This is a genomic window from Gimesia alba, from assembly GCF_007744675.1.
Classification (GTDB): Bacteria; Planctomycetota; Planctomycetia; order Planctomycetales; family Planctomycetaceae; genus Gimesia; species Gimesia alba.
Map to the genome: position 1 here is coordinate 2858330 of NZ_CP036269.1, position 24785 is coordinate 2883114.

At 53.8% G+C, this 24785-nt stretch carries 19 protein-coding genes; 13 read left to right on the forward strand and 6 right to left on the reverse strand.

The window, feature by feature from the left end:
• Positions 1-83: 83 nt before the first annotated feature.
• Positions 84-557 (reverse strand): response regulator, encoded by a 474-nt coding sequence (locus Pan241w_RS10640; RefSeq protein WP_145214910.1) that lies wholly within the window; start codon positions 555-557, stop codon positions 84-86.
• A gap of 177 nt (positions 558-734) precedes the next feature.
• Positions 735-1394 carry a glutaredoxin family protein gene (locus tag Pan241w_RS10645; RefSeq protein WP_145214913.1) on the reverse strand — a complete coding sequence of 220 codons (660 nt, stop codon included), beginning with the start codon at positions 1392-1394 and terminating at the stop codon, positions 735-737.
• 375 nt (positions 1395-1769) lie between these two features.
• Between Pan241w_RS10645 and Pan241w_RS10650 the strand changes: the two genes are divergently transcribed.
• Positions 1770-4592 (forward strand): serine/threonine protein kinase, encoded by a 2823-nt coding sequence (locus tag Pan241w_RS10650; RefSeq protein ID WP_145214916.1) that lies wholly within the window; start codon positions 1770-1772, stop codon positions 4590-4592.
• 201 nt (positions 4593-4793) lie between these two features.
• Here the strand turns inward: Pan241w_RS10650 and Pan241w_RS10655 are convergent, their stop codons facing one another.
• Complete coding sequence (locus Pan241w_RS10655; RefSeq protein ID WP_145214918.1) at positions 4794-5888, reverse strand: serine hydrolase domain-containing protein; 1095 nt, start codon at positions 5886-5888, stop codon at positions 4794-4796.
• 599 nt (positions 5889-6487) lie between these two features.
• Between Pan241w_RS10655 and Pan241w_RS10660 the strand changes: the two genes are divergently transcribed.
• A complete protein-coding gene (locus tag Pan241w_RS10660; RefSeq protein ID WP_145214920.1) occupies positions 6488-7606 on the forward strand; it encodes a mandelate racemase/muconate lactonizing enzyme family protein in 1119 nt (372 codons plus the stop codon).
• 60 nt (positions 7607-7666) lie between these two features.
• A complete protein-coding gene (locus Pan241w_RS10665; RefSeq protein WP_145214923.1) occupies positions 7667-8413 on the forward strand; it encodes an SDR family NAD(P)-dependent oxidoreductase in 747 nt (248 codons plus the stop codon).
• 326 nt (positions 8414-8739) lie between these two features.
• Here the strand turns inward: Pan241w_RS10665 and Pan241w_RS10670 are convergent, their stop codons facing one another.
• Both Pan241w_RS10670 and Pan241w_RS10675 read right to left on the reverse strand, forming a co-directional pair.
• Positions 8740-9924 carry an FG-GAP-like repeat-containing protein gene (locus Pan241w_RS10670; RefSeq protein WP_145214926.1) on the reverse strand — a complete coding sequence of 395 codons (1185 nt, stop codon included), beginning with the start codon at positions 9922-9924 and terminating at the stop codon, positions 8740-8742.
• A 448-nt stretch (positions 9925-10372) separates the two neighbouring features.
• Entirely contained in the window at positions 10373-11812 is a 1440-nt protein-coding gene (locus tag Pan241w_RS10675) for a DUF1501 domain-containing protein (protein WP_145214929.1), read from the reverse strand.
• Positions 11813-12109: 297 nt separating this feature from the next.
• Between Pan241w_RS10675 and Pan241w_RS10680 the strand changes: the two genes are divergently transcribed.
• From Pan241w_RS10680 to Pan241w_RS10715, 8 genes are all read left to right on the forward strand, one after another.
• The gene (locus Pan241w_RS10680; protein WP_232107410.1) at positions 12110-13609 is read left to right on the forward strand and encodes an outer membrane protein assembly factor BamB family protein; all 1500 of its coding nucleotides are present in this window, start codon (positions 12110-12112) and stop codon (positions 13607-13609) included.
• Between the two features lie 480 nt (positions 13610-14089).
• Positions 14090-15124: a LacI family DNA-binding transcriptional regulator gene (locus Pan241w_RS10685; RefSeq protein WP_145214932.1), complete on the forward strand. Its 1035-nt coding sequence runs from the start codon at positions 14090-14092 to the stop codon at positions 15122-15124.
• Positions 15125-15164: 40 nt separating this feature from the next.
• Positions 15165-16211: a nucleoside hydrolase gene (locus Pan241w_RS10690; RefSeq protein WP_198000462.1), complete on the forward strand. Its 1047-nt coding sequence runs from the start codon at positions 15165-15167 to the stop codon at positions 16209-16211.
• Positions 16212-16225: 14 nt separating this feature from the next.
• On the forward strand, positions 16226-17158 hold the full coding sequence (gene rbsK / locus Pan241w_RS10695) for a ribokinase (RefSeq protein ID WP_198000463.1): 933 nt from the start codon (positions 16226-16228) through the stop codon (positions 17156-17158).
• 13 nt (positions 17159-17171) lie between these two features.
• Positions 17172-18152, forward strand: coding sequence for a sugar ABC transporter substrate-binding protein (locus Pan241w_RS10700; protein WP_145214935.1), 981 nt, complete (start codon positions 17172-17174; stop codon positions 18150-18152).
• Positions 18149-19705: a sugar ABC transporter ATP-binding protein gene (locus Pan241w_RS10705; protein ID WP_145214938.1), complete on the forward strand. Its 1557-nt coding sequence runs from the start codon at positions 18149-18151 to the stop codon at positions 19703-19705. The genes Pan241w_RS10700 and Pan241w_RS10705 overlap by 4 nt, the downstream gene beginning before the upstream one ends.
• Positions 19702-20697 carry an ABC transporter permease gene (locus tag Pan241w_RS10710; RefSeq protein WP_198000464.1) on the forward strand — a complete coding sequence of 332 codons (996 nt, stop codon included), beginning with the start codon at positions 19702-19704 and terminating at the stop codon, positions 20695-20697. The genes Pan241w_RS10705 and Pan241w_RS10710 overlap by 4 nt, the downstream gene beginning before the upstream one ends.
• A gap of 499 nt (positions 20698-21196) precedes the next feature.
• Complete coding sequence (locus Pan241w_RS10715) at positions 21197-21781, forward strand: REP-associated tyrosine transposase (RefSeq protein WP_145214941.1); 585 nt, start codon at positions 21197-21199, stop codon at positions 21779-21781.
• A 163-nt stretch (positions 21782-21944) separates the two neighbouring features.
• Here the strand turns inward: Pan241w_RS10715 and Pan241w_RS10720 are convergent, their stop codons facing one another.
• The gene (locus tag Pan241w_RS10720; RefSeq protein ID WP_232107411.1) at positions 21945-23351 is read right to left on the reverse strand and encodes a glycoside hydrolase family protein; all 1407 of its coding nucleotides are present in this window, start codon (positions 23349-23351) and stop codon (positions 21945-21947) included.
• Between Pan241w_RS10720 and Pan241w_RS29710 the strand changes: the two genes are divergently transcribed.
• Together Pan241w_RS29710 and Pan241w_RS10725 are read left to right on the forward strand one after the other, a co-directional pair.
• On the forward strand, positions 23343-23543 hold the full coding sequence (locus Pan241w_RS29710; RefSeq protein ID WP_232107412.1) for a hypothetical protein: 201 nt from the start codon (positions 23343-23345) through the stop codon (positions 23541-23543). The two genes, Pan241w_RS10720 and Pan241w_RS29710, sit on opposite strands and share 9 nt — an antisense overlap.
• Positions 23544-23908: 365 nt before the next feature.
• Positions 23909-24778, forward strand: a complete 870-nt coding sequence (locus tag Pan241w_RS10725) for a TIGR02452 family protein (protein WP_145214947.1) — start codon at positions 23909-23911, stop codon at positions 24776-24778.
• Positions 24779-24785: the final 7 nt, after the last annotated feature.

The following is a 24785-nucleotide window of genomic DNA, read 5'->3' on the forward strand; positions in this document are numbered from 1 at the left end:
GCGCGAGCCGGGAATGAACAGAATGTTGATTGCTATGCGGTGCAAGCAGTCGTTCCGCATCGAAAGCGGCTTGCATTTATGATTTATGCTTCACTGGAAGTCGATTTGGTCGTGCCTTCCACTTCCGCAAGATAAGCCAGCAGTCGATCCCGTTCGTTTGTCAGATGTCTGACACGCAAGAGAGAACGGACACGCGTTGTGAGTTCAATGCGATTCACGGGTTTGGTTAAAAAGTCATCACAGCCCGCTTGAACGGATTTTTCAATGTCTCCCATTTCATTCAAAGCCGTAATGATGAGAATGGGGATATCTCTGGTCTCTTCATTTTGTTTCAGTTGCGTACAAACTTCGTAGCCACTGAGTTTGGGCATCATGATATCCAGCAGGATCAGGTCCGGTTCGATCTCGGCGACTTTATCCAGCGTTTCTTTTCCGTCATACGCCATGAACGTTTCATAGCCTTCATCCAACAGGTAGGCATCCAGCAGTTCGCAGTTCTGATGGTTGTCATCTGCGATAAGTATTTTTGAATTCTTCAAAGAGATTTCAGACGACATATTCGTTTGCCTAAAGTGTAAGATCGATTGAAAATCTGGCCCGCTCAGTTGGCATGAAGCATGATTTCATGCACTCTGAAAGTAATTTATCTCATTTACCGGGGAATCACAACAACCGCTTCCCCGTTTTTTACTGGCCGCTGCTCGTTTTCTGGGTGATTTCTATGAGAACCCGATTCATGCGCAACGGCAATTGTTCCCACATCCGTTTGATTCGAGTTGTGAAGTCGGACGTTTGCAGCCGCAGCTCTGTTTGTTGCAGCCACAGCCTGACTGGGTGGCTCCTACCGCTTTGGTGACGGGGGATGCCGCGATCAGTCGACGGAGCAGGACTTCATTAATCCGCCCGCGAAAACGAATCTTGCCATCAAAGGCCACAACAGGGACACACGTTCCAAACTGTTCGACGAGTGCCGGGTCGCTGTAGATATCGACAAAATCAGCGGGAGGCAGGTAGGCCGCGTAATCTTCCAGGATTTCTGCTGCTTCCTCACACAGAGGGCAGTTTTCTTTGGTATAAACGAAGAGGGTTTGAAATCGCTGGCCCTGCTCTTCGGGCATCCAGTCTTCTTTTTTCTGGCTGACGTGATTGCGTTCGGCGTGTTTCATTTCCGTACTGGAAACCTGTTTCAGGACGGCAACGCCGCCACACGACAGGCAAAGTGCCAGTAATTGCCAAATTGCAGGGCTCTGATACCAGGAACGCGGCATATTGAATGGAAGCCATTCGGTCCCGGTCAGCGAGAGGGCTAAAATACCTAAGCCTAGAAATAGCATAGAGTTCCCCAAAAAAGGGAGCCCTTTAGGAAGTTCTTCTTTGTGTGCGATTGTGCTCATATGATTTTCCTCGGTCGCATCCCTTCTCTCTGACTCTGTACGGAGTACCCTACCCTTCGTCGCTCTCTATAATAATCATCGAAATTCTTCCTGGAATATTATAGTCAATTGCCCTGCTTTTTAAATCTCTTGGTGGTTTTCACAAGCCAGATTGGTGGATCGGGGCAGAAATCGGGAGTTTTGAATACTGTTCAAAAGGTCCTTTTGGGAATCGCGGGGAAAATGGTCCTGGATGCAGTGCTTTGGCATTATCGGGGATTCGAGAGATTCCCTAAACCAATACTGGTCAGTCACTAAAACGGATGCTAGAGTGTTACTATTACCTTGCTAAGTATTGAGATTCATCGCAGGACACGTTGAGCGAATTGGTAGAGAATGGCAGGAAAACTAACGGCCGAAGGGTTTTTAAACCTGGTAAAACAAAGCGGTTTGGTTTCGGTCGATCAACTGAAAAAACTCCTCTCCGAATATCAGGAACAAGGGATCAAGCTGGGTGAACGGGAACCGGCTGAGATCGCTGACGAACTGATTCAGCGGACGCTTCTGACGCGCTGGCAGGCTAATAAGCTGCTGCAAGGCAAGCACAAGGGTTTTTTCCTTGGAAAATACCGTTTGCTGGACTTAGTCGGAAAAGGGGGCATGAGCTCGGTCTATCTGGCGGAGCATGTGCTGATGCGTCGCCGCTGTGCGATCAAAGTACTCCCTTCTAAACGTGTGAATGACGCCTCTTACCTGGCGCGGTTTCATCGCGAAGCGCAGGCGGTGGCCTCACTGGATCATCCGAATATCGTGCGTGCCTACGACGTCGACCATGAAATGGAAAATGACGCCGAGATTCATTTTCTGGTCATGGAATATGTAGACGGACAGGATTTGCAGGAGATCGTGACGAAGAACGGCGCGCTCGAGTTTCGTGATGCCGTCAATTATATTCGGCAGGCAGCCAAAGGGTTGGCCCACGCGCATGAAGCCGATATGGTGCACCGGGACGTGAAGCCGGGCAATTTGCTGGTCGATTCCAAAGGAGTGGTCAAGATTCTCGATTTGGGTCTGGCCCGTTTCTTTCACGAAGGCGAAGACAAATCGCTGACGATTGCCCATGACGAAAAAGTATTGGGGACGGCTGATTATCTGGCGCCGGAGCAGGCGATTGACAGTCACATGGTCGATTCCCGAGCAGATATTTACAGCCTGGGATGTACGCTCTACTTTTTGTTGACAGGACATCCCCCTTTCACCGAAGGCACGCTCGCGCAGCGTCTGATGGCTCATCAAACTAAAGAGCCGCCGCCGATTACCAAAGACCGGCCTGATACTCCCGAAGATCTGGTGAAGATCTTAGAGAAAATGATGGCCAAAGATCGCGACGAACGCTATCAGACGGCCGATGAAACCGCAGATGCCTTGTTTGAATGGCTGCAGAATAATACAGACGAAGAGTGGCGGCAAAATAATTTAAGTAGTGGTCTGGGATCGGGGGTTGGTTTATCGCAATCGGCTTCCGGAGCGCAGGATCAACAGAAAAAAAATCCCGAACTGGCTGCCTTTCTCTCTAATCTGAAAGAAGAATCAGGGATTCAAAAAGGCCCTGGTTCTGGTGAAGTCAAACAGAAGCCGGGCAGCTCACCAGAGCAGCCAGCCACTAAGCCTTCCTCGGACGTCCGTGGTTCTTCGGTCATCAAAGAGGACAAAATCAGTTCTGCATCGACGCGGATCGCAGGGGCGGCAGAAACTCAGCAGAAACTGGAACCGAAACCGACTGCTCCCGCCGCGAAACCGGTCAAGAAACCAGTTGCCAAGCCGGTTGCGAAACCGGTTGCCAAGGCAGTCAAACGCCCCGCGAAAAAAACAGCTCCGGTAGTCGAAGCACTGCCTTCCGACTCGGCTGTGATGGAAGCGGAGCCGGATGAAATGGAGGCAGAAGTCGTTGAAGAGGCGGCACCGGCTGAACTCTCACTGACCAGCCAGAAATGGTTTATGCCCGCAGTCGTGGGGGGCGGGATTGGTCTGCTGTTGATTGCAGGCGTGGTGATGTTTGCATTGTCGGGGGGAGCAGAAGAAAAGCCACAGGAAAAACAGGTTGCCCAGCCCGAAGAGGCAGAGAAAAAAACTCCCGAACCGGAGACGCTGCCTGAGGAAATTAAAGTTGGTCCTGAAGAGCAATATAAAACGATCGCTGCAGTGCTCAAAGACATTCAGATTGTTTTCGGTAAAACCTTTGGAGTCGACAGCAAGCATTACACGATCAAAGTGGTTGCAGGCCAGGAGCTAAAAGAACGCATCCAGATCGATAATTCAAGTCTGAGTTATCCCAAGGGAATCACGATTGTTGCGGAGAGTGGTAAGCCGGTGATCCTTGCACCTGACGGGCCGGAACCGGTGATTCAGTTAAAGGGGATGGAAGGGTTGACGATCGACGGTTTTCTGATCAAAGCTCAGGGGAAAAAAGTCGCGGTTCAGTTGGCCGATTATCTGGTGGGGACCAAACTCAAAAATCTGAAAATTAATGATTATCAGTCGACCGGCATTCTGGCTACCGGCGTTTCCGGGCTGAATGATGAGCCGTTTCTGTTGGAGAATGTCAGACTCAAAGCGGGAAGTCCTCAAGCGATTGGCCTCGATTTTACTGGCGAGACGAATCACAGCATTATGATGTCCAATGTGCGTTGTCTGAATGCAATGCAGACAGGGGTGCGGTTTTCTTCGAGTGTCAGAAACACGCATATTAAAGAATCGATCTTTTCAGAATCGTCGACCGGCATCCGCTTTGAATTACAGGGGGATGACCTCAGTAATTTGAAATTGACGAACAACACGTTTTTTATCGTGAATGCGGGGATTGTGATCACCGCCATGCCCGGGCCAGGGAGTGAAGCCATTCAGATTTCCCGTAATCTGTTTGCCACCCTCGAAGGTGCCGAAGCGAAAGTCGAACAGCAGAACGATCCCAAAGTCTGGGCCAAAATTCTGACCGCGCAGGAAAATTATTCTTCGCGCACCGCACCCAAGCCGATCCCCGCTGATGAACTGGATCTGTTCAAAAACAAAGGCAAACGGGGTGATGCCAATTTGAGTAACTTTGTTTCGACGACACCCGGCGATGAGAAATTCCTCTCCCCTGCCCCGGATAATCCAGCCCGCAAAGTCGCCGGCACCCCCGGCGGCATGAAACCGTATGTCGGCGCCGTTGGTCCGTAAGTGACTTACCTGGGTGGGACCGAATATAATTCGGTCCGAGCGCAGCGAGCAGGAAATTGACAGGAAAAAGTGGCGAATGATCCTGCCGCGATGATATTGAAAATGAGCGCTGGGGTGGCACTGTTGGCTTGCCAACAGTGAACGGGAAAAGTTATCTGATTTACGAGTTAATATTGAAAAGACGCAAGATTCTAAAATTATTTACGTCAGTCCCAGGTCTTCGTAAATCGCGTCGTTGATCTCTTTCGCGCGGCGTTGATGTTTGGGTTCGCCCGGTCTGCCATTCGCCACGACGGCGACCACCAGTTCTCGCTCCGGGTCTGCAAAGGCAATGGACGACTGCGAACCGCCGTGCCCGAAGGTTGCTTCGGAAGCATATTTGCCGAAGCCATAAGGGACGGTTTCGTCACCGTAGCGATTGGAGTTCACGATGAAGCCCAATCCGTAGTCGACCGTGTGCTGCAGCGTCAGGTCGAATTCGCCGATGCGGTGTCGGCTGGTCATGGTCTCGACTGTCTGCGGTTCAAACAGCGGCATGCCTTCATTCAGCAGGCATTCATAAAACCAGCCCAGTTCGCGAATGGGGCCGCGCGCATTGCCGCCCGGCGAGGGGGTCACGCATCGGGGGGCTGCATGCCAGTCCGTGAGCTGTATCTCCCCTTTTTCGCGCTGATAGACATACGCGATCTTGTCCTGGATCTGCTCATAGACCTCAGGCGGCATGCCCACCCAGCTGTCTGACATGCCCAGTGGCTCCAGAATCAGCTCCCGCATCAGTTCGGGATACGGTTTTTCCGTGAGCCGTTGCAGGACTTCTCCCAGAATGAACCAGCTGGAGGTGACATGATAGCCGGCTGTTTTCCCGATTTGCCAGTTCTCTTCCAGGGGCGCATCATAAATGCGCTGCAATGTTTCGTTCCAGCTCAGTTCCGGCCAGCCGGTATCCACGGGACGAAAGCCGGCGGTATGGTTGAGCAGATGGAGTAACGTGATTGGTTCTTTACCGTGTGTGCCGAACTCGGGGATGTATTTGGTAACGCGATCATCGAGACCCAGTTTTCCCTGTTCCCAGAGACGAGCGATGGCCATCGCCGTCAGTGGTTTGCCGGCGGAGAGCCAGAGATTGATCGTATTTTCCGTCATCGGTATGCCGGGCCGGGCTTCGCCGACGCCGGTATCAGCGATCACCGCTCCCTGGTGTGAGACATAAATCTGAACGCCGGTATGCAGTTCTTTTTCGATGCCTTCCAGGATACGCTGATGGGTTGAGGGCAGACGATCTTGCAGAGACGACACGGGAGACTTTCTGATTTGATGGAACGGAAAAAACAGGCTTGTTGAATTTCGCTTTTAGCGGAAGCGAGGCGGTAATTCAACTATAGATGAGAAAGGCATAGTTACATGGAACCTGGATCGTGTTGTTTCTCTATCCATTTACTGTGATTTGGGGCATGTTTCCACCGTCGTACCAGCACTGTCGGACAAGCCGAGCAGTGGCACACAACCGATGAAACTTGTCTCCAATAATACCAAATATGAGACACGCGGGGGTGGCACTGTTGGCTTGCCAACAGTGAACGGGAACACGCTATCGCAAAAGGAAAAGTAGCGACAACCCTATGTGGTTGCCCGCGGCATTGATGTGGATTGTGTGTTGACGTGCAGCGTTGATTCTGGTTCCGTTCGGAGCGTGATGTAAAATCGAATGTCGCCAGGCGGGCTGACACATAGGCACTGCCCCTACGAATCATTGAGGGTCGAATATCTGGGTATCGAACCATGCTGTTGATTCCTGTCTGAAACGAGTTCTGTTATGATGCATGCTGCATTCGTTCGTCGGCGCAAGATGACGAATCTTTGACTGCCTGTTTTGAAGGGAAGCGAGGCGACCTGCCATGAAGATTACCGCGATTAAAACCTATCCCGTGCGAATTCCTCTCAAGCCGGAACGCCGGATGATCTCGGCACTGGGGAAGCATGATGTCTCCCACTATCTGGTGTTGCGTGTGGAAACGGACGCCGGCATCGAAGGAGCCGGTGAAGCGACCGTGCTCTGTCGCTGGAGCGGAGAAACGGTCTGGGGCGCGCAGGCGATTGTGGATCATGTTTTCACTCCCCTGCTGCTCGGGCATGATCCGTGTGACATTGACGGGATCAATCAGATACTCGACCGGACCGCGCAAGGTAACTGGTTTGCCAAGTCGGCGATTGAGATGGCCTGCTGGGACATCAAAGGCAAAGAAGCCCGCCAGCCGGTTTATGAACTGTTAGGCGGAGCCGCCCGCAGTCGTTCGATTAAATGCCGGTTTTCGATGGGCGCCTATTCGCTGGAACGTGCCGAACGCAGAACGAAAGAACTGGTGGCCGCCGGCTTCACGACCATCAAAGTCAAAGTCGGCACGAATCCGGATGAAGACGTCGCGCGGGTCAAAATCGTGCGCGAAACAATGGGCCCCGATCTTGAGTTGACTATCGATGCGAATGCCGGTTGGGATGCGCGGACTGCGATTGCCGCGATGCAGCGAATGCAGGAATATAACGTGGCGCTGTTCGAGCAGCCCACTCCCCGTGGGGACTTTGCGGCGCTGGCGGAAGTGCGGCGGGCGATTGAACCGGAAGTGATGGCCGATGACATCTGTTTTGATCTGGCGGATGCGAAAGAGTGTATTCGCAATGAAGCCTGCGACGTGATTAACGTGTATCCCGGCAAAAACGGTGGCATCAGCAAGACGGCGGCGATTGTCAAATACGCGGGCGAACATGGCGTTCCCTGCAGCATCGGCTCCAATCTGGAACTGGATATCGCGTCAGCCGCCATGTGTCATTCCGTGGTTGCCAGTCCGAATATGAATGTCGAACAGTATCCCGGCGATATCCTCGGCCCCGAATACCATGAAATTTCCGTCGTCAAAAATCCACTGGTGATTGAAGGCCCCGTGATCACAGTCCCGGATACGCCAGGCCTGGGGATTGAAGTCGACTGGAGCATTGTCGAAGCGAATGCGACGAATTGAATCTCTGCGAATCATTTACAATCAACTTGAAATAGAATTACTTCACTGGAATCCACTCTCATGAATGAAAATCACGTTGCCTTAATTACCGGATCAGCCACAGGCGTGGGGCGTGCTTGTGCCCTGCGGTTTGCAGAAGAAGGCTTTGACATTGTGGTGAATTATTCCCGCAGTAAAGAGGAAGCCCTCGAAACGAAATCGCTGGTGGAAGCCGAAGGTGTGAATGCATTACTCATTCAATGTGATGTGAGCGATGACGGCGCCGTGAAGCAGATGATCGGACAAGTGGAATCCGAGTGGGGGCGGCTGGATGTGCTGGTGAATAATGCGGGAACGACCGAGTTCATCGAGCACAAAGATCTGGACGCGCTCAGCGAGGAAATCTGGGATCGCCTGCTGGGCGTGAATTTGAAGGGGCCCTTCTTCTGTATTCGCGCCGCCGCCCATTTATTACGTGAAAGCGAATTCGGTTCGGTGGTGAATGTCAGTTCGACCGCCGGCATTGATGGTCGCGGTTCGAGCGTCGCCTATTGTGCCAGTAAAGGGGGCTTGAATACGATCACGAAATCGCTGGCCCGCGCACTGGGGCCGGAGATCCGCGTAAATTCAGTCTGCCCTGGCCCGATCGACAGCCGCTGGCTCAAACGGGTGATGACCGACGAACAACTGGCAGAGATGACCGCCGACTATCCGATCCCCCGTCCTTCTCTGCCCGATGATATCGCCGATACGGTGGTTTATCTTTCACTGGGAACGACACTCACCACCGGGCAACTGCTCGTCGTCGACGGCGGACGAACGATGTGATACCTCAAACGAACCGCATCGATTTAGCGGGCAATCCTTTGAGGTTGCCCCTGCTTGTTCTCTTTATGGTTGCGTGTTCTCATTCACTGTTGGGCAAGCCAACAGTGCCACCCTCTGAGCCAACAATGCCACAACATACGTGTTTCCTGTTTGTTCTTTCAATATGAATTACCGCTGGCGTGTGCCACTGTCGGCTTGTCCGACAGTGCTGGTGCAATTGCTAAATCAGGCGCCCAATCCCAAGATAGATCCGTCTTTTCGATACACCTTAATCATTGTGATAACACATTCCGAATGGAACCAGAACTAACTTCGTGCCCCGTGATCTACTCGGACTGGTTCCAGTAAACTTTCAGGTTGTGCGAATTGCGACCGGCGGCGACGATATCGATCTTTCCGTCGCCGTTCAGGTCGCCCAGGCGAATGTCTTCACAGGCCATGCCGTTCTCATCGATCCAGGTTGACTTCCAGTTCTTGCCGGATTCATCGGTTGCCCAGTAAACTCTAACGCCGACCTTCTGGTCTTTGTTGGGAGTCCGCCAGCCGGCGACAATTTCCTCTCGTCCGTTACCAAACAGATTCGCGGTCGCGATGGCGTGTCCGGCTTTGATATTGTCGTCGAGGATCTGGCGACTGATGATGGAGAGCGGCTTGGTTTTCGTGTTTTCATTGCGATAATCGGCCTGATATAAAACCAGCTTGTCGCCGTGCAGCGGTTCGATGGTGGCGATAAACTGGCTGGTGGGAGCCAGCAGTCCCATGCGGATTTCACCGCTGCCTTCGATGACAGGGAACGGCTCTTTGTTCCACTGTCCCTGATCAAAAGCGAGTAGCATGGCGCCTTCGCGGCCCGCATAGAGAATCTCTTCGGCTTCCGTGTTTGGATTCCATTGTGCCGGGTCGAGATTGTGTGTGACGTGCAGGGTGTCTTCGATGACGGTCTGTTTCCACTCGTCGCTAGGGTTGGTCGGTTTTTCATAAGCGATCAGTTTGACGCCGGCCCCTTCCCCTTTTTTATTTCCCTTACCGTGTAGCGGAGAGACGACGAGAGCAAATTTTCCTTCACCCAGCTTGACCCAACGCATGCGATGAATCACCGGCTGATTAGGGAGCTGGATCGGGTTCCAGAGCTGTGTTCGGTCAGCCGGTGGTTCCAGATAAAACACCGCGCCGGAGTTGAGCGTATCGCCCGGGTTCCATTGCGCACCCACGGCGATTTCGACTTTACCGTCGCCGTCAATATCGCGGGCGGCGATGCAGACATTGTCCCGCTCGGTCAGGTTCTCGGCGATCACGTGCCGTTTCCAGGTCGGGTTCTGATACCAGACGAATTCTTTTTTGTCGGCGAGCAGAATATCGGGCTTGCCATCGCCGTCCACATCACCGATGGCGGTACCGTATCCGATTTCAACTGTATCGTCGATGGTTTGTGGTTTGAATTCAGGAGCATGGTCAGCGGCAAATGTAACCGTAGAACAGCACAGGCAGGCAATGAAAATGAAGCGCATCATCGGAAAACCTTGTCGGTGGGAGGACATCAAATTGAAAACAGATTACAAATATGATTGAAGCTGATCGAACGCCGGAATGCAAGGAATTCCCGGATTGTTATGTCGAATGATCCTGATACGATGATATCACAATCCACCAATCGGGGTATTGGCAGTCTGGTTCAACTGCTGGGCCAGCACTGTCGGACAAGCCGAGCAGTGGCACCCTGCTTGGGTTTCGTTTTCAAATGATAAGACATCGGTGTGGCACTGTTGGCTTGCCAACAGTGAATGGGAAACATTTTTTATTATGCGAAAAGTAGGGGTCGACCCATGTGTCGACCCGCCTCGCGACATCCTCATCAATTCACAGCCACAACGGAACTACGCATAGCACCCACGCGCAAAATTAAAACCATGCATACCCCACGGGCTGACACATGCGTCAGCTCCTACGAATGGACTCGGTTTAGCTGAATAACTGCTTGAGTGGTTTGCCGCCGTCGTTGATGGGGATCGGGCGATCGAGCGAGTCAGGCAGCATCAGACCGGGGTCGATGCCCAGTGCCCAGTAGATGGTGGCGGCCAGGTCTTCCGGTTTGACCGGATGCTCTGTCGGTTTGGTGGCTTGACGATCGGATTTTCCGTAGGTCGTGCCCCCTTGAACGCCTGCGCCCGCCAGAAGTGCCGGGAAGAGCTGGCTCCAGTGGCCGCGTCCCCAGGTTTTGTTTGGTTTGGGGGTCCGGCCCATTTCGCCCAGTGCCACCACGAGTGTGTCGTCCAGCATGCCTCGTTGGTCGAGGTCCGCCAACAAGGCCGCGCATCCCTGGTCGAACGTGGGCAGCAGATTGTGTTTCACGTCGTCACTGTTGCGGTGCGAGTCCCAGCTGTAGCCGTCAACGCAGTCGTAATGCACGGTGACGAATCGGACGCCTGCTTCGACCAGACGGCGGGCCATCAGACAGGATTGACCAAACAGGTGCCGTCCATATTGATCGCGGAGTGGTTCCGGTTCGTCTTTGATGTCGAGGGCATTGCGGGTGTTGTCGGAAGTCAGGAGGGCTAACGCACGCTGGCGGAAGCGATCGAAGACCATCGAATCTTCTTTGTCGAAGTTGCGCTTCATGTGATCGAAGTGTTTGAGCAGATCGATCCGCCGTTTGATAGTGGAGAGTGGTACTTCCGGCGCGAGCCCTTCGATTTCGAAACTGAGTTCTTCATCGGTGCAATCGCGCCAGTAGGGGTTGTCGGTGGAATCGCGACTGTCCACGGTGGTCGGAAGCGGATTGTAGGCCCGTCCCAGCCAGCCCGCGTATTCACCCGGACGCATATAGCGGCCGCCGGCTTGCAGACGCCCCAGACGATTGGGGAGCACCGAGTAGTTCGGCAGATCGCGTTCCAGTCCGCCGGGAGAATGCTGTGTTAAATACTCAACGACCGAGCCCATCGAAGGCCAGTCTTTGGGAGTCGCATCGAAGCCGCCGCCGACGGGAACGTGCCAGCGTTTTCCGGTTTGAATATAATGGCCGCCGCCACTGTGATCGTTGAAGGTGTGCGTCATGCTGCGGACGACGGAAAATTTATCAGAGAGGTTTGCGAGTTGCGGCAGATGTTCGCTGATTAAGAGTCCGGGCGTGCGGCAGGCGATTGGTTGAAAGGGCCCGCGGATTTCGCTGGGCGCTTCCGGTTTCATGTCGAAGGTTTCGAGTTGGCTTGGGCCACCAAACAGAAACAGGAAGATGACGGACTTAGCCCGACCCCCGGCGAAGGGATTGACGTTCTGCTGTTGTTCCGCCTGGATCAGCTTGGGGAGTGACAGTCCCAAGAGACCGGCGCCGCCTGTGGTGAGGACTTCGCGGCGTGACATGCCCTGTGAGAATCGCTGCGGCTGATTCAGAATCGAGAACATTCGAAATTCCTTTCTCTCGTTTCAGTTTGGCACGTGAAATCAACTCACTCTGTAACTGAAAAAGATATCCGGCGAGGCAGCCGGGACAGACAGCGCGCCATTCTAACAATTGATCGGCCGGCTGTCTCTATAATATGCAGGTTTTTTGATATGTTTTTAAAGGAGATTAAAAAAACAGAAATCGATGGTGGGTTTTACGGAATGGTTCGGGTACAGTTGAGATTGACCCTCTTGAAGCGAGGGTCTGGCTCCAGCGCGCACGTTAATGGCTTCTTTGAATTTCAGGAGACTTCTCTTATGCTTTCGATGCGGAAACAGGCGGTTTTATTCGGCTTATTCATTTTTTCTTTCAGTCTCCAGACGCATCATTCTGAGTTGCAGGCAGAAGACTGGCCTCAGTTCCGCGGACCGAATTGTTCGGGTGTTTCGACCGCCAAGAATCCGTTACCGGTTGAGTTTGACGATCAAAAAAATGTGATCTGGTCGGCTAAACTGGGCGATGGCATTGGTTGCCCCGTGGTCGCCGCCGGTCGCGTTTTTACCTCCGGCATGGTGGGCAAGGATAAAGTGGGCCTGTATGCCTTCGATGCAGAGACCGGGAAAAAACTCTGGGAGCGAGTCTGGAAGACCGGCGATCTTTTAGAAATTCACAAAACCAACAGCTTTGCCGCCACGACCCCGGCTGCAGATGACGAGCGGGTTTACTTTTACTTCAGTACGCTGGGTATGCTGGCCGTTGATGCCGAAACGGGAGCCGACGTCTGGGAACAGAAACTGCCGGTTCCCTACTTCGTGTTCAAATGGGGCGCGGGCATGTCGCCGACATTGTATAAGGATCTGGTTCTGTTCTGTCAGGATGACGATCTGGCGCCCGCCTTTTACGCCTTCAATAAAAAGACCGGGAAGATTGTCTGGAAAGACGACCGCAGCGATCAGGCAGTGAACTATTCGCATCCGGTGATCTGCGAAACCGACAAGGGAGATGAAATCGTGGTCGCTGGAACCGGCAAGCTGATCGGCTACGATCCCCAGACAGGGAAACGGCTCTGGAGTGCACGAACTTTGTTGCGGAATATTAAAACGACTCCTGTGAGCCGCGACGGCATTATTTACGTCGCACTGCAGAGTGGCGGGATTGCCAATCAGTGGCTGGCCTCCATCGACCGCTGGGAGACCGGTAACAGTGACGGCAAAGTCACCAAAGAAGAAATTCAGGCGTTTGTCGGGAAAACGAAAGTGCCGGAAGCCTTTTACAAAAAGACCTTTGATCGTGGCGATCTGAATAAAGATGGGGCGCTGGAAGGCAAAGAACTCGATATCGCCTTTCTGCCGCCGGGTAACGAAGCGGGGGCGAAGTTTGGTGAAGAACCGGCCCAGCAATTTGTTCTGGCCGTCAAAGGGGGCGGCCGCGGTGATGTGACGAAAACGCATCTGCTCTGGAAACATCCCACCAAACATACCGATCATATCGTCTCGCCCCTGGTGACTGAAGATCGCATGTTCCTGGTCAAAGGGGGCGGCATTTCGACCTGTTTTGAAGTTGAGAAAGGGAAAAAAATCTGGGGACCCAAACGAATTCAGAACGAGAGTGAATATTTCGCCTCTCCCATTTATGGTGACGGCAAGATTTATGTCGCCGGCGAGAACGGCAAGATCGTGGTTCTGGAAGACGGACCCGAGCAGAAGATCCTCGCCAAAAACGACATGGGCGATTCGATTCTGGGCACGCCGGCCATCGCCGACGGCCGGATCTTCATCCGCACCCGCGGCAAGTTGATTTGTGTGGGTGAGAAATAAAGCAACCTGATTTTCAAGGCCTGATTCAACCGTTGGACCAACACTGTCGGACAAGCCGACAGATGGCACCCTGCTTGGGTAGTCTACATCCCAATCAGGACGTTGTGTGGCACTGTTGGCTTGCCAACAGTGAATGGGAAAACACTCTCATTAATATAATTGTAGGGAGCGCCCTGTGTGGCGACCCGCGGTATCGATGTCGTTTGTGTATTGACGTGTGACGTTGATTTTGGTTCCGTTCCTCGCGTGATTTGAGGTTGGATGTCGTGAGGCGGGCAGGCACACAGGCACTGCCCCTACGAAAAAATAAGCATCGAATTATTGCTCCAGTTCGATTGTTCTTTCTGACAATTTCCTGTTGCCTGCGGCAATCCCGAATTGTATTCGGGACGACCTGCTACTTTACCTAAAAATTCCCCACTCTCTTGATCTTTGCCCCCGATTTGTTAATATGCACAATCGATTGTGCAAAGGGGTTCTATGAGTAAATCTACAAGTAAACCGATCACGCTGAAAGAGGTGGCCGAAGCCGCCGGGGTGAGCGTGTCGACTGCGTCCCGGGCGCTGTCGGGGAAAGCGGAAGCGTATCGCATCAGCCGGGCGACTGAACAATCGGTACAGGCGGCGGCGAAACGTTTGCAGTTTTCTCCCAGTCTGCTGGCGAAGTCATTGCGCTCACAACGTACCAAACTGTTAGGCGTGGTGCTACCGAACGTAGCGAACCCGTTCTTTGCGGCGATCGCCCGCGAGATCACACTGGCGGCCGAAGAGAATGAGTTTTCGGTGCTGCTCGCGGACAGTCAGGAAAACAGTGAGACCGAAGTTCATCTGGTCGAACAGCTGCAGGCCCGGCAGATTGAAGGGCTCGTCGTCTGTCCGGTTGGAATTGCCCATCAACATCTGAGCAAACTTGCAAAACAGAATTTGCCGTTGGTGCTGGTCGACCGGGGATTTGATCATAAAGATCTGGTGACGGTGACTTCCAATCACCGGGACGGCGCACGAGAAGCAACGACGTTGCTATTGGAATCGGGGCATCAGAAGATCGGCGTACTGCAGGGGTTGCCGGATACGTTGCCCAACACCGAACGTCTGGTTGGTGTGCGTGACGCATTTGCAGAGCATGACGTGCCTTTCGATCCGACGTTGATTGCCGGAAATCATTTCGATGAAGCGTCCGGATATCAGGCCGCTTACAAATTGCTGTCTGATCATCCCGAGATCACCGCACTGTTTGCCTTCAGTAATCAGAATGCATTGGGTGCCTTACGGGCGGCTGCAGAACTAGGCCGCACGGTTCCCGAAGATCTGTCGCTGATCGCGTTCGATGATCACCCCTTCGCCGCATATCTGGCAGCGCCGATGACATCGGTTTGTCAGGATGTGACTCAACTGGGACGCCTCGCGGCCCGGCTGCTGATCGAACAAATCAAAACGGGGCAACCGCCGCAACAGAAACAACATCAAATTCCGGTCCAGCTGATCAATCGCAGTTCGATCAAGAACATCGAATGAGAGGCGGGACGATGATTCAACAGAATAAGGATCAAATGAAATGAAACGACTGACTCAGACGCTCACCTTTCTCATGCTCGGTGCGTTCGCCCTGCTTTTTTGTGACAACAGCTTTGCCGCGGAGCCGGAGCGACCCGTGCCACTGATTTTTGATACGGATATCGGTAACGACGTGGACGATGTGCTCGCGCTGGGCATGATTCACGCACTCGAAGACCGTGGCGACTGCAAGCTGCTGGCGGTCACGATTACCAAAGACAACCCGCTGGCCGCTTCGTTTACCGATGCGGTAAATACGTTTTACGGGAAAGGTAACATTCCGATCGGCATCTGTAAGAGTGGCGTGACACCGCAGCCGGGCAAGTTCAATGTGCTGGCGGAAAAGAAGGACAATGGCAAACTGCGATATCCGCATGATCTGAAGGAGCCGAAACAGATTCCTTCTGCGGTCTCCGTGTTACGCAAAGCGCTGGCGGGCGCGAAAGATCATTCAGTGGTGATCGCGCAGGTTGGGTTCTCGACGAATCTGGCGAACCTGCTCAAGTCACCTGCGGACAAAATCAGCCCGCTCACCGGCGAAGAACTGGTGAAGCAGAAGGTCAAACTGTTGTCGATCATGGCGGGCGCGTTTGAAAAAATTCCGCGTAAAGGCAAGCTGGTCGATCATCGCGAGTACAACGTAGTGAAAGATATTCCGGCGGCAAAGAAACTGGCCAACGACTGGCCGACGCCGATCGTCTGGAGCGGGTTTGAAATCGGTCTGTCGGTCCCCTACCCGCACGAAAGCATTGAAGAGGACTATAACTATACGGCCCATCATCCGCTGGCAGAAGCGTATATTCTGTACAATCCGCCTCCCCATGATCGTCCGACCTGGGACCTGACGAGCGTGTTGTATGCGGTCTTCCCACACCGGGGTTATTTCGATCTCTCTGAATTTGGCACCGTGACCGTAGAAGATGACGGCCTGACGACCTTTAAGAAAAGCGACCAGGGGCGGCATCAATATCTGAAACTGAATGATTTGCAGCGGGCCCGTCTGATCGAAGCACTCGTGCAACTTTCCAGTCAGCCTCCTCAGAAGTAGAACGGGAGTCTCTGATGAGCGAAATGCGACGTGCGAAGATTGCCGTGCTGGGTTCGATCAATATGGATCTGATGATCCGCTCGGCGAAATTGCCGTTACCCGGTGAGACAGTGATTGCCGATTCGAAAGTTGAGAACCCGGGCGGCAAAGGGGCTAATCAGGCGGTAGCGGCGGCACGAATGGGGGCCGACGTGACGATGATCGGCTGCGTGGGAGACGACAGTTTTGCGGAGCAACTTCTGGCCAACCTGAATGCGGAAGGCATCGAGACCACGCATGTTTCACAGCTGGCAAAGACGACCAGCGGCGTCGCGGTCGTCATGGTGGAAGCGAGTGGCGAGAACGCGATTCTAGTGGTCCCTGGTGCCAACGGATTAGTGGGAAGTGCCGAGCTGGAACGGGTGCGGCGCGTGATCTATGAGAGCGACGTGCTGTTGATGCAGCTTGAAGTGCCGGTGGAGACGGTGATCGCGGCCTCAGCAATCGCGCGGGAGGCGGGAGTGCCTGTGATTCTGGATCCGGCCCCTGCACCGGCAACGGTTCCTTCAGGGCTGCTCAACGTGGATCTGATCTGCCCGAATCAGTCCGAGGCAACCGCTCTGTTGAACCGGCCCGCTGATTCGCTGCAGGAAGCCGCGGCACGGGTTTCGGAACTGACGACATTAGGGCCACGGCGGGCGATTATCACCATGGCCGAACAGGGAGCCGTTCTCTTTGAGGGCGAAAGGGTAAAGCAGGTGCCTCCATTTGAAATTAACGCCGTCGATTCCACGGCGGCCGGCGATGCGTTTGCCGCGGGGCTGGCGGTGCGGCTGGCAGAAGGGGCGACATTGTTCGATGCGGCCCGGTTTGCCTCTGCCGCGGGGGCACTGGCGGCTTCGGGCGCGGGCGCACAAACGGCGATGCCGACACGCGAACAGATTGAAACACTTTTACAACAACGATAACAGGAGCGCTTTCATGTATGATTTCAGGAGAATTTTAATCCCTTGTGGGTTGCTGCTGTGTGCCGCGATTGTCGGCTGTGATTCACAGACGGAGCAGACACAAAAGACAAGCGATGCGAAATCGGAAAGCAAAAAACCGAAGATTGCGTTGATTATGAAATCGCTGGCGAACGATTTCTTCTCGACGATGGCCAAAGGAGCCGAAACGCATCAGCAGGAGCATAGCGACGATTACGAACTGGTCGTTAACGGCATCAAGGATGAGCGGGACTTGAGTCGTCAGGTGGCGCTGGTGGAAGAGATGGTGGCCAATGGCGTCGATGCGATTGTGATTGCCCCCGCCGATTCGAAAGCGCTGGTGCCGGCACTCAGGCGGGCACGCGAAGCGGGCGTCGTCGTAATTAACATCGATAACAAACTGGATCAGGAAATATTGGACGCAGAGAAAATTGAGATCCCGTTTGTCGGGCCCGATAACAAAGCGGGGGCGAAAAAGGTGGGCGACTATCTGGCGTCGAAGTTGAAAGCCGGCGATGAAGTGATCGTGCTGGAAGGGATTCGGACCTCGTTTAACGGCACACAACGGCGGCTCGGTTTTGAAGAAGCGATGAAGGCAGCCGATATCAAGATTGCCGACAGTCAGTCGGCCCAGTGGGAGATGAGCATGGCGAATACACTGGCGCTGTCGATGCTCAGCGAACATCCGAATGTGAAAGCGATCCTGGCGGCGAACGACAGCATGGCGCTGGGAGCGCTCGCGGCGGTCAAGAACAACGGCAAAGCGGGCGAAGTGGCGATTGTCGGTTTTGATAATATCGCCGCCGTGCAGCAGGCGATCAAAGAAGGACAGATCCTGGCGACCGCCGACCAGCACGGCGACCAACTGGCAGTGTTCGGGATTGAATACGCGCTGAACTTGCTCAAAGATCCGAGTGCGAAACTGGAAGATCGTGAAACGCCCGTGGATCTGGTGACGGCTGAGGATCTGAAATGACCGGTGATACGCAGTCGCTGCGGTTTGCAGCGCAACACCTTTCGAAAGACTACGTCGTGCGGGTGCTCGATGATGTTGCATTCGAACTCCGCGCAGGGGAAATTCATGCGCTGTTAGGTGCGAATGGAGCCGGGAAAAGTACGCTGTGCAAGATCATTGCTGGTTTAACGCCCGCGACGGAAGGCAGCATGCAGCTAAACGGCTCCCCCTACGCTCCTGAGGACAAGCGGTTTGCGGAGTTGCTGGGTGTGCAGATTGTGCAGCAGGAACTGAATCTGATTCCGACGCTCTCTGTGGCAGAGAATCTGCTGCTGGGCCGGTATCCCCAGCGGTGGGGCATCATCGATCGACGGGAATTGCATCAGCGGGCGCGGGCGGCGCTGGATCGATTTGGCTTGAGTGACATTCGCACCGATCAAAGTGCCGGGAGCCTGGGCGTGGGACAGCAGCAGATGCTGGAGATCGCGGCGGCCCTGGATCGGAAGTGTGAGCTGCTGATTCTGGACGAGCCGACCGCGGCGCTGAGTGCAGGCGAGACCGAGCGGCTGTTTGCCCGACTGGATGAGCTGCGTTCTCAGGGGGTAGGCATCATATATATCAGCCATCGTCTGGATGAAATCGCACGGATCGCTGATCGGCTGACGGTGCTGCGGGACGGGAAATATGTGAGCAGGCATGCGGTGAGCGAGTTTAAACCGATTGAGCGGGTCGTCGACCTGATGACCGGAGAAACCCAGGCGGTTGAGCACGCGCTCGCCGAGCATACGAACCGAGCGACGGAAAAAACAGTGATTCGCGTGGCAGGATTGAGCGGTGGTCCCGTGCAGGATGTGAGTTTTTCAGTTCGCGCGGGCGAGCGATATGGCATCGCCGGTCTGGTGGGTGCGGGACGGACCGAACTGCTGCGATTACTGTTTGGCGCGGATCGGGTAGAACGCGGGGAACTGTATCTGCGTGAAGAGACTACGCCCTGTCAGTTTCGTCATCCCCATGAAGCGGTGGCGGCGAAGCTGGCGATGGTCACCGAGGATCGCAAACAGAACGGGTTATTACTTTCACAGTCGATTCGTGTGAATACGACGCTGACGAGTTTGGATCTGCTGACCGGCGCGGCGGGCGTGATCAATCGTCGGCGCGAAGCGTCGGTGGTGGAAGCGGAACGAAAGCGGCTGCAGATTCACGCGCGGGACATTGAACAGAGTGTGGGGACGCTGAGCGGCGGGAATCAGCAGAAGGTGGCGGTCGCGAAGTGGCTGCTGAAGGAAGCAGATGTGTTTCTGTTCGATGAGCCGACGCGGGGCATTGATGTCGCGGCGCGGCGGAACATTCATCAGTTGTTTGATCAACTGGCGACACAAGGCAAGGCGCTGATTATCGTCAGCAGTGATCTTGAAGAATTGTTCGAGACCTGCGACCGGATCGGTGTGATGTCGGCGGGGCGACTGGTGAGTGAATACACACGCGAGGACTGGTCGTACGATGCGATCATGCAGGATTGCTTTTCAGGATATTCCACTAAAGAGAGAACGACTGTTTCAGGATCAACGCCATGACGGACTCCCCTGCCCCTGTTGTTGAAATCAGTGCCAAGCCGCGCGGCGGACTGACGTATTCCGTTTTCCAATACGCGGGTCTGCTCGGCGTGTTGGTGTTGCTGGTGCTGATTTTCAGTCTGATGAGCAACAATTTTCTCTCGAAGCAAACACTGGTCACGGTGGCAAATAATATCCCGGATCTGTTGGTGATTTCGGTCGGGATGACGCTCGTGCTGATCATCGGCGGCATTGATCTTTCGGTCGGTTCACTGTTGGCTCTGTCGTCGGCAGTGCTCGGAGTCTGCATGGTCGACTGGGGCTGGCCTCTGTGGGCGGCGGTGCCGGTCTGTCTGGGCGTGGGGGCGCTGTGCGGAATGCTCAACGGCGTGATCAGCGTGAAGGCGGGCATTCCGTCGTTCATCGTCACACTGGGCATGCTGGAGATGGCTCGCGGTAGTGCGTACCTCTTGACCGATTCGCAGACGAAGTACATCGGCTCCTCCATTGAATGGATCGGCGTGCCTGTGAAAGGATTTCTGTTCTCGCCTGCGTTTCTGCTGGCGCTGGTGATTGTGGCGGTCGGACAGTATCTGCTCACACGCACGGTCTTCGGTCGCTATTGCGTGGCGATTGGAACGAACGCGGAAGCAGTGCGGATGTCGGGCATTCGAACGGCCCCCTGCTCGATTATCGTGTTCACAATCAGCGGCTTGCTCTGCGGACTGGCGGGCGTGATGCAGACCTCGCGACTGTCCACAGCCGACCCGAACGCGGCGGTGGGTTTGGAGCTCTCGGCCATCGCGGCCTGCGTGATTGGCGGGACCAGCCTGATGGGGGGTCGGGGTTCGGTGATCAATACGTTTTTCGGCGTACTGATCATCGCCGTGCTGCAGACGGGCCTGGCACAGATTGGTGCGACCGATCCGATCAAGCGGGTGATTACGGGCGCGGTGATTATTGTCGCGGTGTTACTCGACGCAGCCCGGCAGCGGTGGAAACGGCGCGGGTGAGCTGTTGTTTTTTGCTACCACGAAAAGCACGAAATGGCACGAACGGGTTTGGTGTTGGGACACTGGTTCTCATCACTGTTGGGCGAGCCAACGGTGCCACAGACTAAGTATTGAACTTGTAATATCATTCCTATATTTGCAGGTTGATTCTTGTTCTATGAGGACTCTTTGTCTTTTAAAAAATTTTGTGATGGTTAACGATCTCTCAATTAATGAATAACTTAAATAACTTAGTTGTTTAAAATTAACAGAAAGATGATTTTACTATCAGATCAGGTTATGAGAGAGGAATTAGAATGAATAGAAGTCGTATTGAAGACGTCTATTCTATCAGGTTTTGATTGATGATTTTCTGAAAACTATTGCTTTCTAAATTAACAGCTAGTACATATGGGGTGGCACTGTTGGCTTGTCCAACAGTGATTGGATTTGGACAAAATTACTGATGAACTTTGTGAAAAAGAGCTGCCTTTAAAAGATTTCATTCTGGTTCTAAAACATGACAAAGAATCGAAAACAGATCAGGCATTATCATGAACCGGGTGACTGCCATGAGTTGACGTTTTCCTGTTATCAGAACAAAGCTCTTTTAACGAATGATGTCTGGAATCAGTTGTTGTGCCAGTCACTTGATCGGGCGCTGGTTCGTTATGAACTGGGGTTGATTGCGTTTGTGATTATGCCGGACCATGTGCATTTGCTGGTTTATCCCAAACAGCAGGAGTGCCAGATTGATCGGTATTTGTTTGCTGTCAAACGTCCGTTTTCGTATCGGATCAAGGAACTGTTAATGCAGGCAGAAGATCCTTTGCTGGATGAACTGATGGTTCGAGATCGGCCTGGGAGCACGGTGTTTCGTTTCTGGCAGGAAGGAGCTGGATATGATCGGAACCTCTCTTCTCAGAAAGTAGTCGAGGCTTCCATTGACTATATTCATCTGAATCCAGTGAAAAAGAAACTGGTGGAACAGTCTCGAGACTGGAAATGGTCCAGTGCTCGCTGGTATGAGAGTGAAGGGCAAATTGTGGATTCGGATTTGCCTGTTATTTCAGGTTTGTCTTGGGATTTCTTTGAAGCCAGTTAGATGTAAGTTAAGTGTATTGTGAGCTGGTTCTCATCACTGTTGGACGAGCCAACAGTGCCACCCCTTTGTTGTGTGACAGTTGCTGATTTGGATTGTTGCACGCTGGATCTTAACACTGTTGGGCAAGCCAACAGTGCCACCCCATAACTGCGACAATGTCCTCCTATTCAAACTTGAATGAATACAGATCGGCGTCTTTGAGTTTGATTTTTAGTTTGACTGGTTGGCCGGCTAGACTGCTCACATCAGTGCCCTGTTTCCAGTGGACGGGGCGGGCGATGGTATCGCCGAAGAGTTCGGTGCAGTCGGCGTCGGTGAAACCTTCTATCGGTTTTCCGTCGGGAGTTTGCAATTCGACGGTGATGCCGCCGGCGGCGGAGGTGGAGAAGTTGAGCTTGAGCTCTTTCCCGGTAAAGGTGATCGGTTTCGTGGTGAATTCGCCCCCCTTCAGCGGCGCGTTGATCGAGACGAAGCCGTCGATCCGCATCGTGTAGCGGCGGAGTTTGCTGCCCTTACCCGTCCAGTAGCCTTCGGTGGCGTACAAGGAGAGTTCGTTGGGGGCGCCTTCCGTGTCGGATTTCGTTTCGACTAACTGCCAGGCGATGTATTGATGCCCGTAGTTCCAGGTGTCTTTACGTTCGATGCCGGGACGCAAGAAAGCTTCGGGCCAGCGTTTGAAATTGACGCCGTCGCGGCTGGTCATGAAGAGTCCTTCGGTAATCGCCATGCCGTACCGGTTGGAGATCGACGAACGCATTTTACGATGCTTCAATTCGGGGAGTGCTTCCATCGATTTCGACCAGCCCCGTTCGATGTAGCGAGTGGGAAAGCCGACGAGGATGTGCGGCGCGCGGTAGTAGGGTTTGATCTGGTTGGTGTAAAGCTGCTCGGGCGGTGCGTCGCCGTATTTCAGGTCTTGCGGTTTGCTCCAGGTGAGGAGGTCGTCGGATGTCGCAGTGCGGATGTCGCGCAGGCCGGACGGCTTCCAGTTTTTTTCGTTGGTCGTGCCTTTGGTGAAGTAGCGCCAGTAGGCGCGATATTGTCTGGTGGCGGGATCCCAGAACGCGAGATTTTCGGAATCGAAGGCGCCGTCGGTGATGACCGGTTTTTCCGAAAGCAACGACCAGTGAATGCCGTCGGGGGATTTGAGAACCAGTAAGCCGTGTGGGCCGCGGGAGCGGAGGATGGCTTTGTATTTTGCATCGGCGGGACAGGCGGGGTTTTCATCTTTGAATACCGCGGGATGGACCGGGTCGGGTTTGGCGGATTTCATCCAGTCGCGATACGCTTTGCCGATGACGATGTTGTTCTGTTTGTTACCACTGCCGGGAGGAAATGAGAAGAGACCCAGGTTGGGGCGTTTCCAGTGAATGCCGTCATCGCTTTCGGCGTAACAGGTGAAGTTGCTGTGGTTGGGGCCGAGCTTCTTTTCCTGTACGTCGAGGTTCCAGGCTTTGTAGTACATGCGGTACTTGTCGCCATCTTTGAAGATGCTCTGATAGCCGCAGCCGGTCCCTTCCCAAGGTTTGTCGTAATTGAAGACGATTTCGCGGGGCGTGGGATGATGCAATTCGAAGCGGGCGGTTTCGCTCTGGGATTCGATCAGGGTGTCGTCTACCAGCAGTTCGAGCCGGGAGCCGATATCAATGGGTTCTGCCGCGAAACTGGTGGCGGTGGTGAGCAGGCTCAGGGAGAAACAGACGAGGAAAACGAGGCGGGCATTGTGTGGCATGGTGTTGATCCTGTGCTTGAGTATGTATGAGCATTTTCATTCTAACCAGATTTTCTATGGGAAGGAAAGTCTGTGGTGATTTTCATTGTTGGCTGGTTCCCAATTAGAAAACGCTCGTGATGACTATATCGTAGGGGCAACCCTGTGTGGTGGCCCGCGGTATCGATGTGGTTTGTGTGTTGAGTGGGGGGTAATTCTGGTTCCATTTCGTGCTTGATACAACGACGATCATCACCAGGCGGGCAGGCACATAGACCTGCCCCTACCTCGGTTGGTACGAAATTGTGAAAAAGGGGTGAACCTGATGCTGGTGACCTTGTCGTATAAAATACACTAAGGTAAGATAAGGGAGAATAAACAAGAATAGAAAAAACGAATGAGAAAGGATTGTTGAAATGAAAAGTCGATCAGGACGTGCTTCGCTGGCGAAGACGACGTTACAGGTGATGGATGTAGGGCGGTATGTGAATCCGCAGGGGGAATCGGTGGCGATTGCTGCGGAGATGGGAGCCTGCAAGGCGGGTTCGGAGTTCTTTGAGCCGGGACAACTGGAACAGTTGCGGGATGAAGTAGCAGCGGTGCCCTGCCCCTTTGAAGAAACCCGTTTTGAACTGGCTAATGAAACGACGCTGGAAGGTTCACGGGCGTTGGCTGCTGCTGAGGAGACGGGGCGGATCGGTGTGTTGAATTTTGCATCGGCGAAGAATCCGGGGGGCGGTTTCCTGGGAGGGAGCCAGGCACAGGAAGAGAGTCTGGCACGAAGTTCGGCGCTGTATGGTTCGCTGAATCTGTTTCATGAGGAATACTACGAGACGCATCGAAAGTTGCGGGATGCGTTTTACTCGGACCGGATGATTTACTCTCCCGGCTGTCCGGTATTTCGTGATGATGCGGGTTCGTTCCTGGATGACAGCTACCAAGTGGACTTTCTGACGAGTGCCGCCCCGAATGCAGGGGCGATTCAAAAACAGCGGCCGTTGATGGTGGCGGAAATTCCGGGGATATTTCAGAGACGAATGGATAAAGTACTCGCATTGTTCGCGGCGAAGGGCTGTGATACGCTGGTACTGGGTGCCTGGGGCTGTGGCGTGTTTCGCAACTGTCCTCAGATGGTGGCGGCGAGTTTTGCGGAGTTTCTGAAACCAGGTGGATCCTATCATGGACGCTTCCGACGTGTGCGGTTCTCGGTACTGGATCGTACGGAAACACAGCCGATTTATGGGGCGTTTGCAGAGTGTTTTGCTGCTGCGAACTGCCATGAATGATTGGGGT

Excerpts from the sequence above, each read along its gene's own strand:
- Pan241w_RS10640 (WP_145214910.1), bottom strand. The coding sequence starts at position 557 with ATGTCGTCTGAAATCTCTTTGAAGAATTCAAAAATACTTATCGCAGAT.
- Pan241w_RS10645 (WP_145214913.1), bottom strand. The coding sequence starts at position 1,394 with ATGAGCACAATCGCACACAAAGAAGAACTTCCTAAAGGGCTCCCTTTT.
- Pan241w_RS10650 (WP_145214916.1), top strand. The coding sequence starts at position 1,770 with ATGGCAGGAAAACTAACGGCCGAAGGGTTTTTAAACCTGGTAAAACAA.
- Pan241w_RS10660 (WP_145214920.1), top strand. The coding sequence starts at position 6,488 with ATGAAGATTACCGCGATTAAAACCTATCCCGTGCGAATTCCTCTCAAG.
- Pan241w_RS10665 (WP_145214923.1), top strand. The coding sequence starts at position 7,667 with ATGAATGAAAATCACGTTGCCTTAATTACCGGATCAGCCACAGGCGTG.
- Pan241w_RS10670 (WP_145214926.1), bottom strand. The coding sequence starts at position 9,924 with ATGATGCGCTTCATTTTCATTGCCTGCCTGTGCTGTTCTACGGTTACA.
- Pan241w_RS10675 (WP_145214929.1), bottom strand. The coding sequence starts at position 11,812 with ATGTTCTCGATTCTGAATCAGCCGCAGCGATTCTCACAGGGCATGTCA.
- Pan241w_RS10680 (WP_232107410.1), top strand. The coding sequence starts at position 12,110 with ATGCTTTCGATGCGGAAACAGGCGGTTTTATTCGGCTTATTCATTTTT.
- Pan241w_RS10685 (WP_145214932.1), top strand. The coding sequence starts at position 14,090 with ATGAGTAAATCTACAAGTAAACCGATCACGCTGAAAGAGGTGGCCGAA.
- Pan241w_RS10690 (WP_198000462.1), top strand. The coding sequence starts at position 15,165 with ATGAAACGACTGACTCAGACGCTCACCTTTCTCATGCTCGGTGCGTTC.
- rbsK (WP_198000463.1), top strand. The coding sequence starts at position 16,226 with ATGAGCGAAATGCGACGTGCGAAGATTGCCGTGCTGGGTTCGATCAAT.
- Pan241w_RS10700 (WP_145214935.1), top strand. The coding sequence starts at position 17,172 with ATGTATGATTTCAGGAGAATTTTAATCCCTTGTGGGTTGCTGCTGTGT.
- Pan241w_RS10705 (WP_145214938.1), top strand. The coding sequence starts at position 18,149 with ATGACCGGTGATACGCAGTCGCTGCGGTTTGCAGCGCAACACCTTTCG.
- Pan241w_RS10710 (WP_198000464.1), top strand. The coding sequence starts at position 19,702 with ATGACGGACTCCCCTGCCCCTGTTGTTGAAATCAGTGCCAAGCCGCGC.
- Pan241w_RS10715 (WP_145214941.1), top strand. The coding sequence starts at position 21,197 with ATGACAAAGAATCGAAAACAGATCAGGCATTATCATGAACCGGGTGAC.
- Pan241w_RS29710 (WP_232107412.1), top strand. The coding sequence starts at position 23,343 with ATGATGCAATTCGAAGCGGGCGGTTTCGCTCTGGGATTCGATCAGGGT.
- Pan241w_RS10725 (WP_145214947.1), top strand. The coding sequence starts at position 23,909 with ATGAAAAGTCGATCAGGACGTGCTTCGCTGGCGAAGACGACGTTACAG.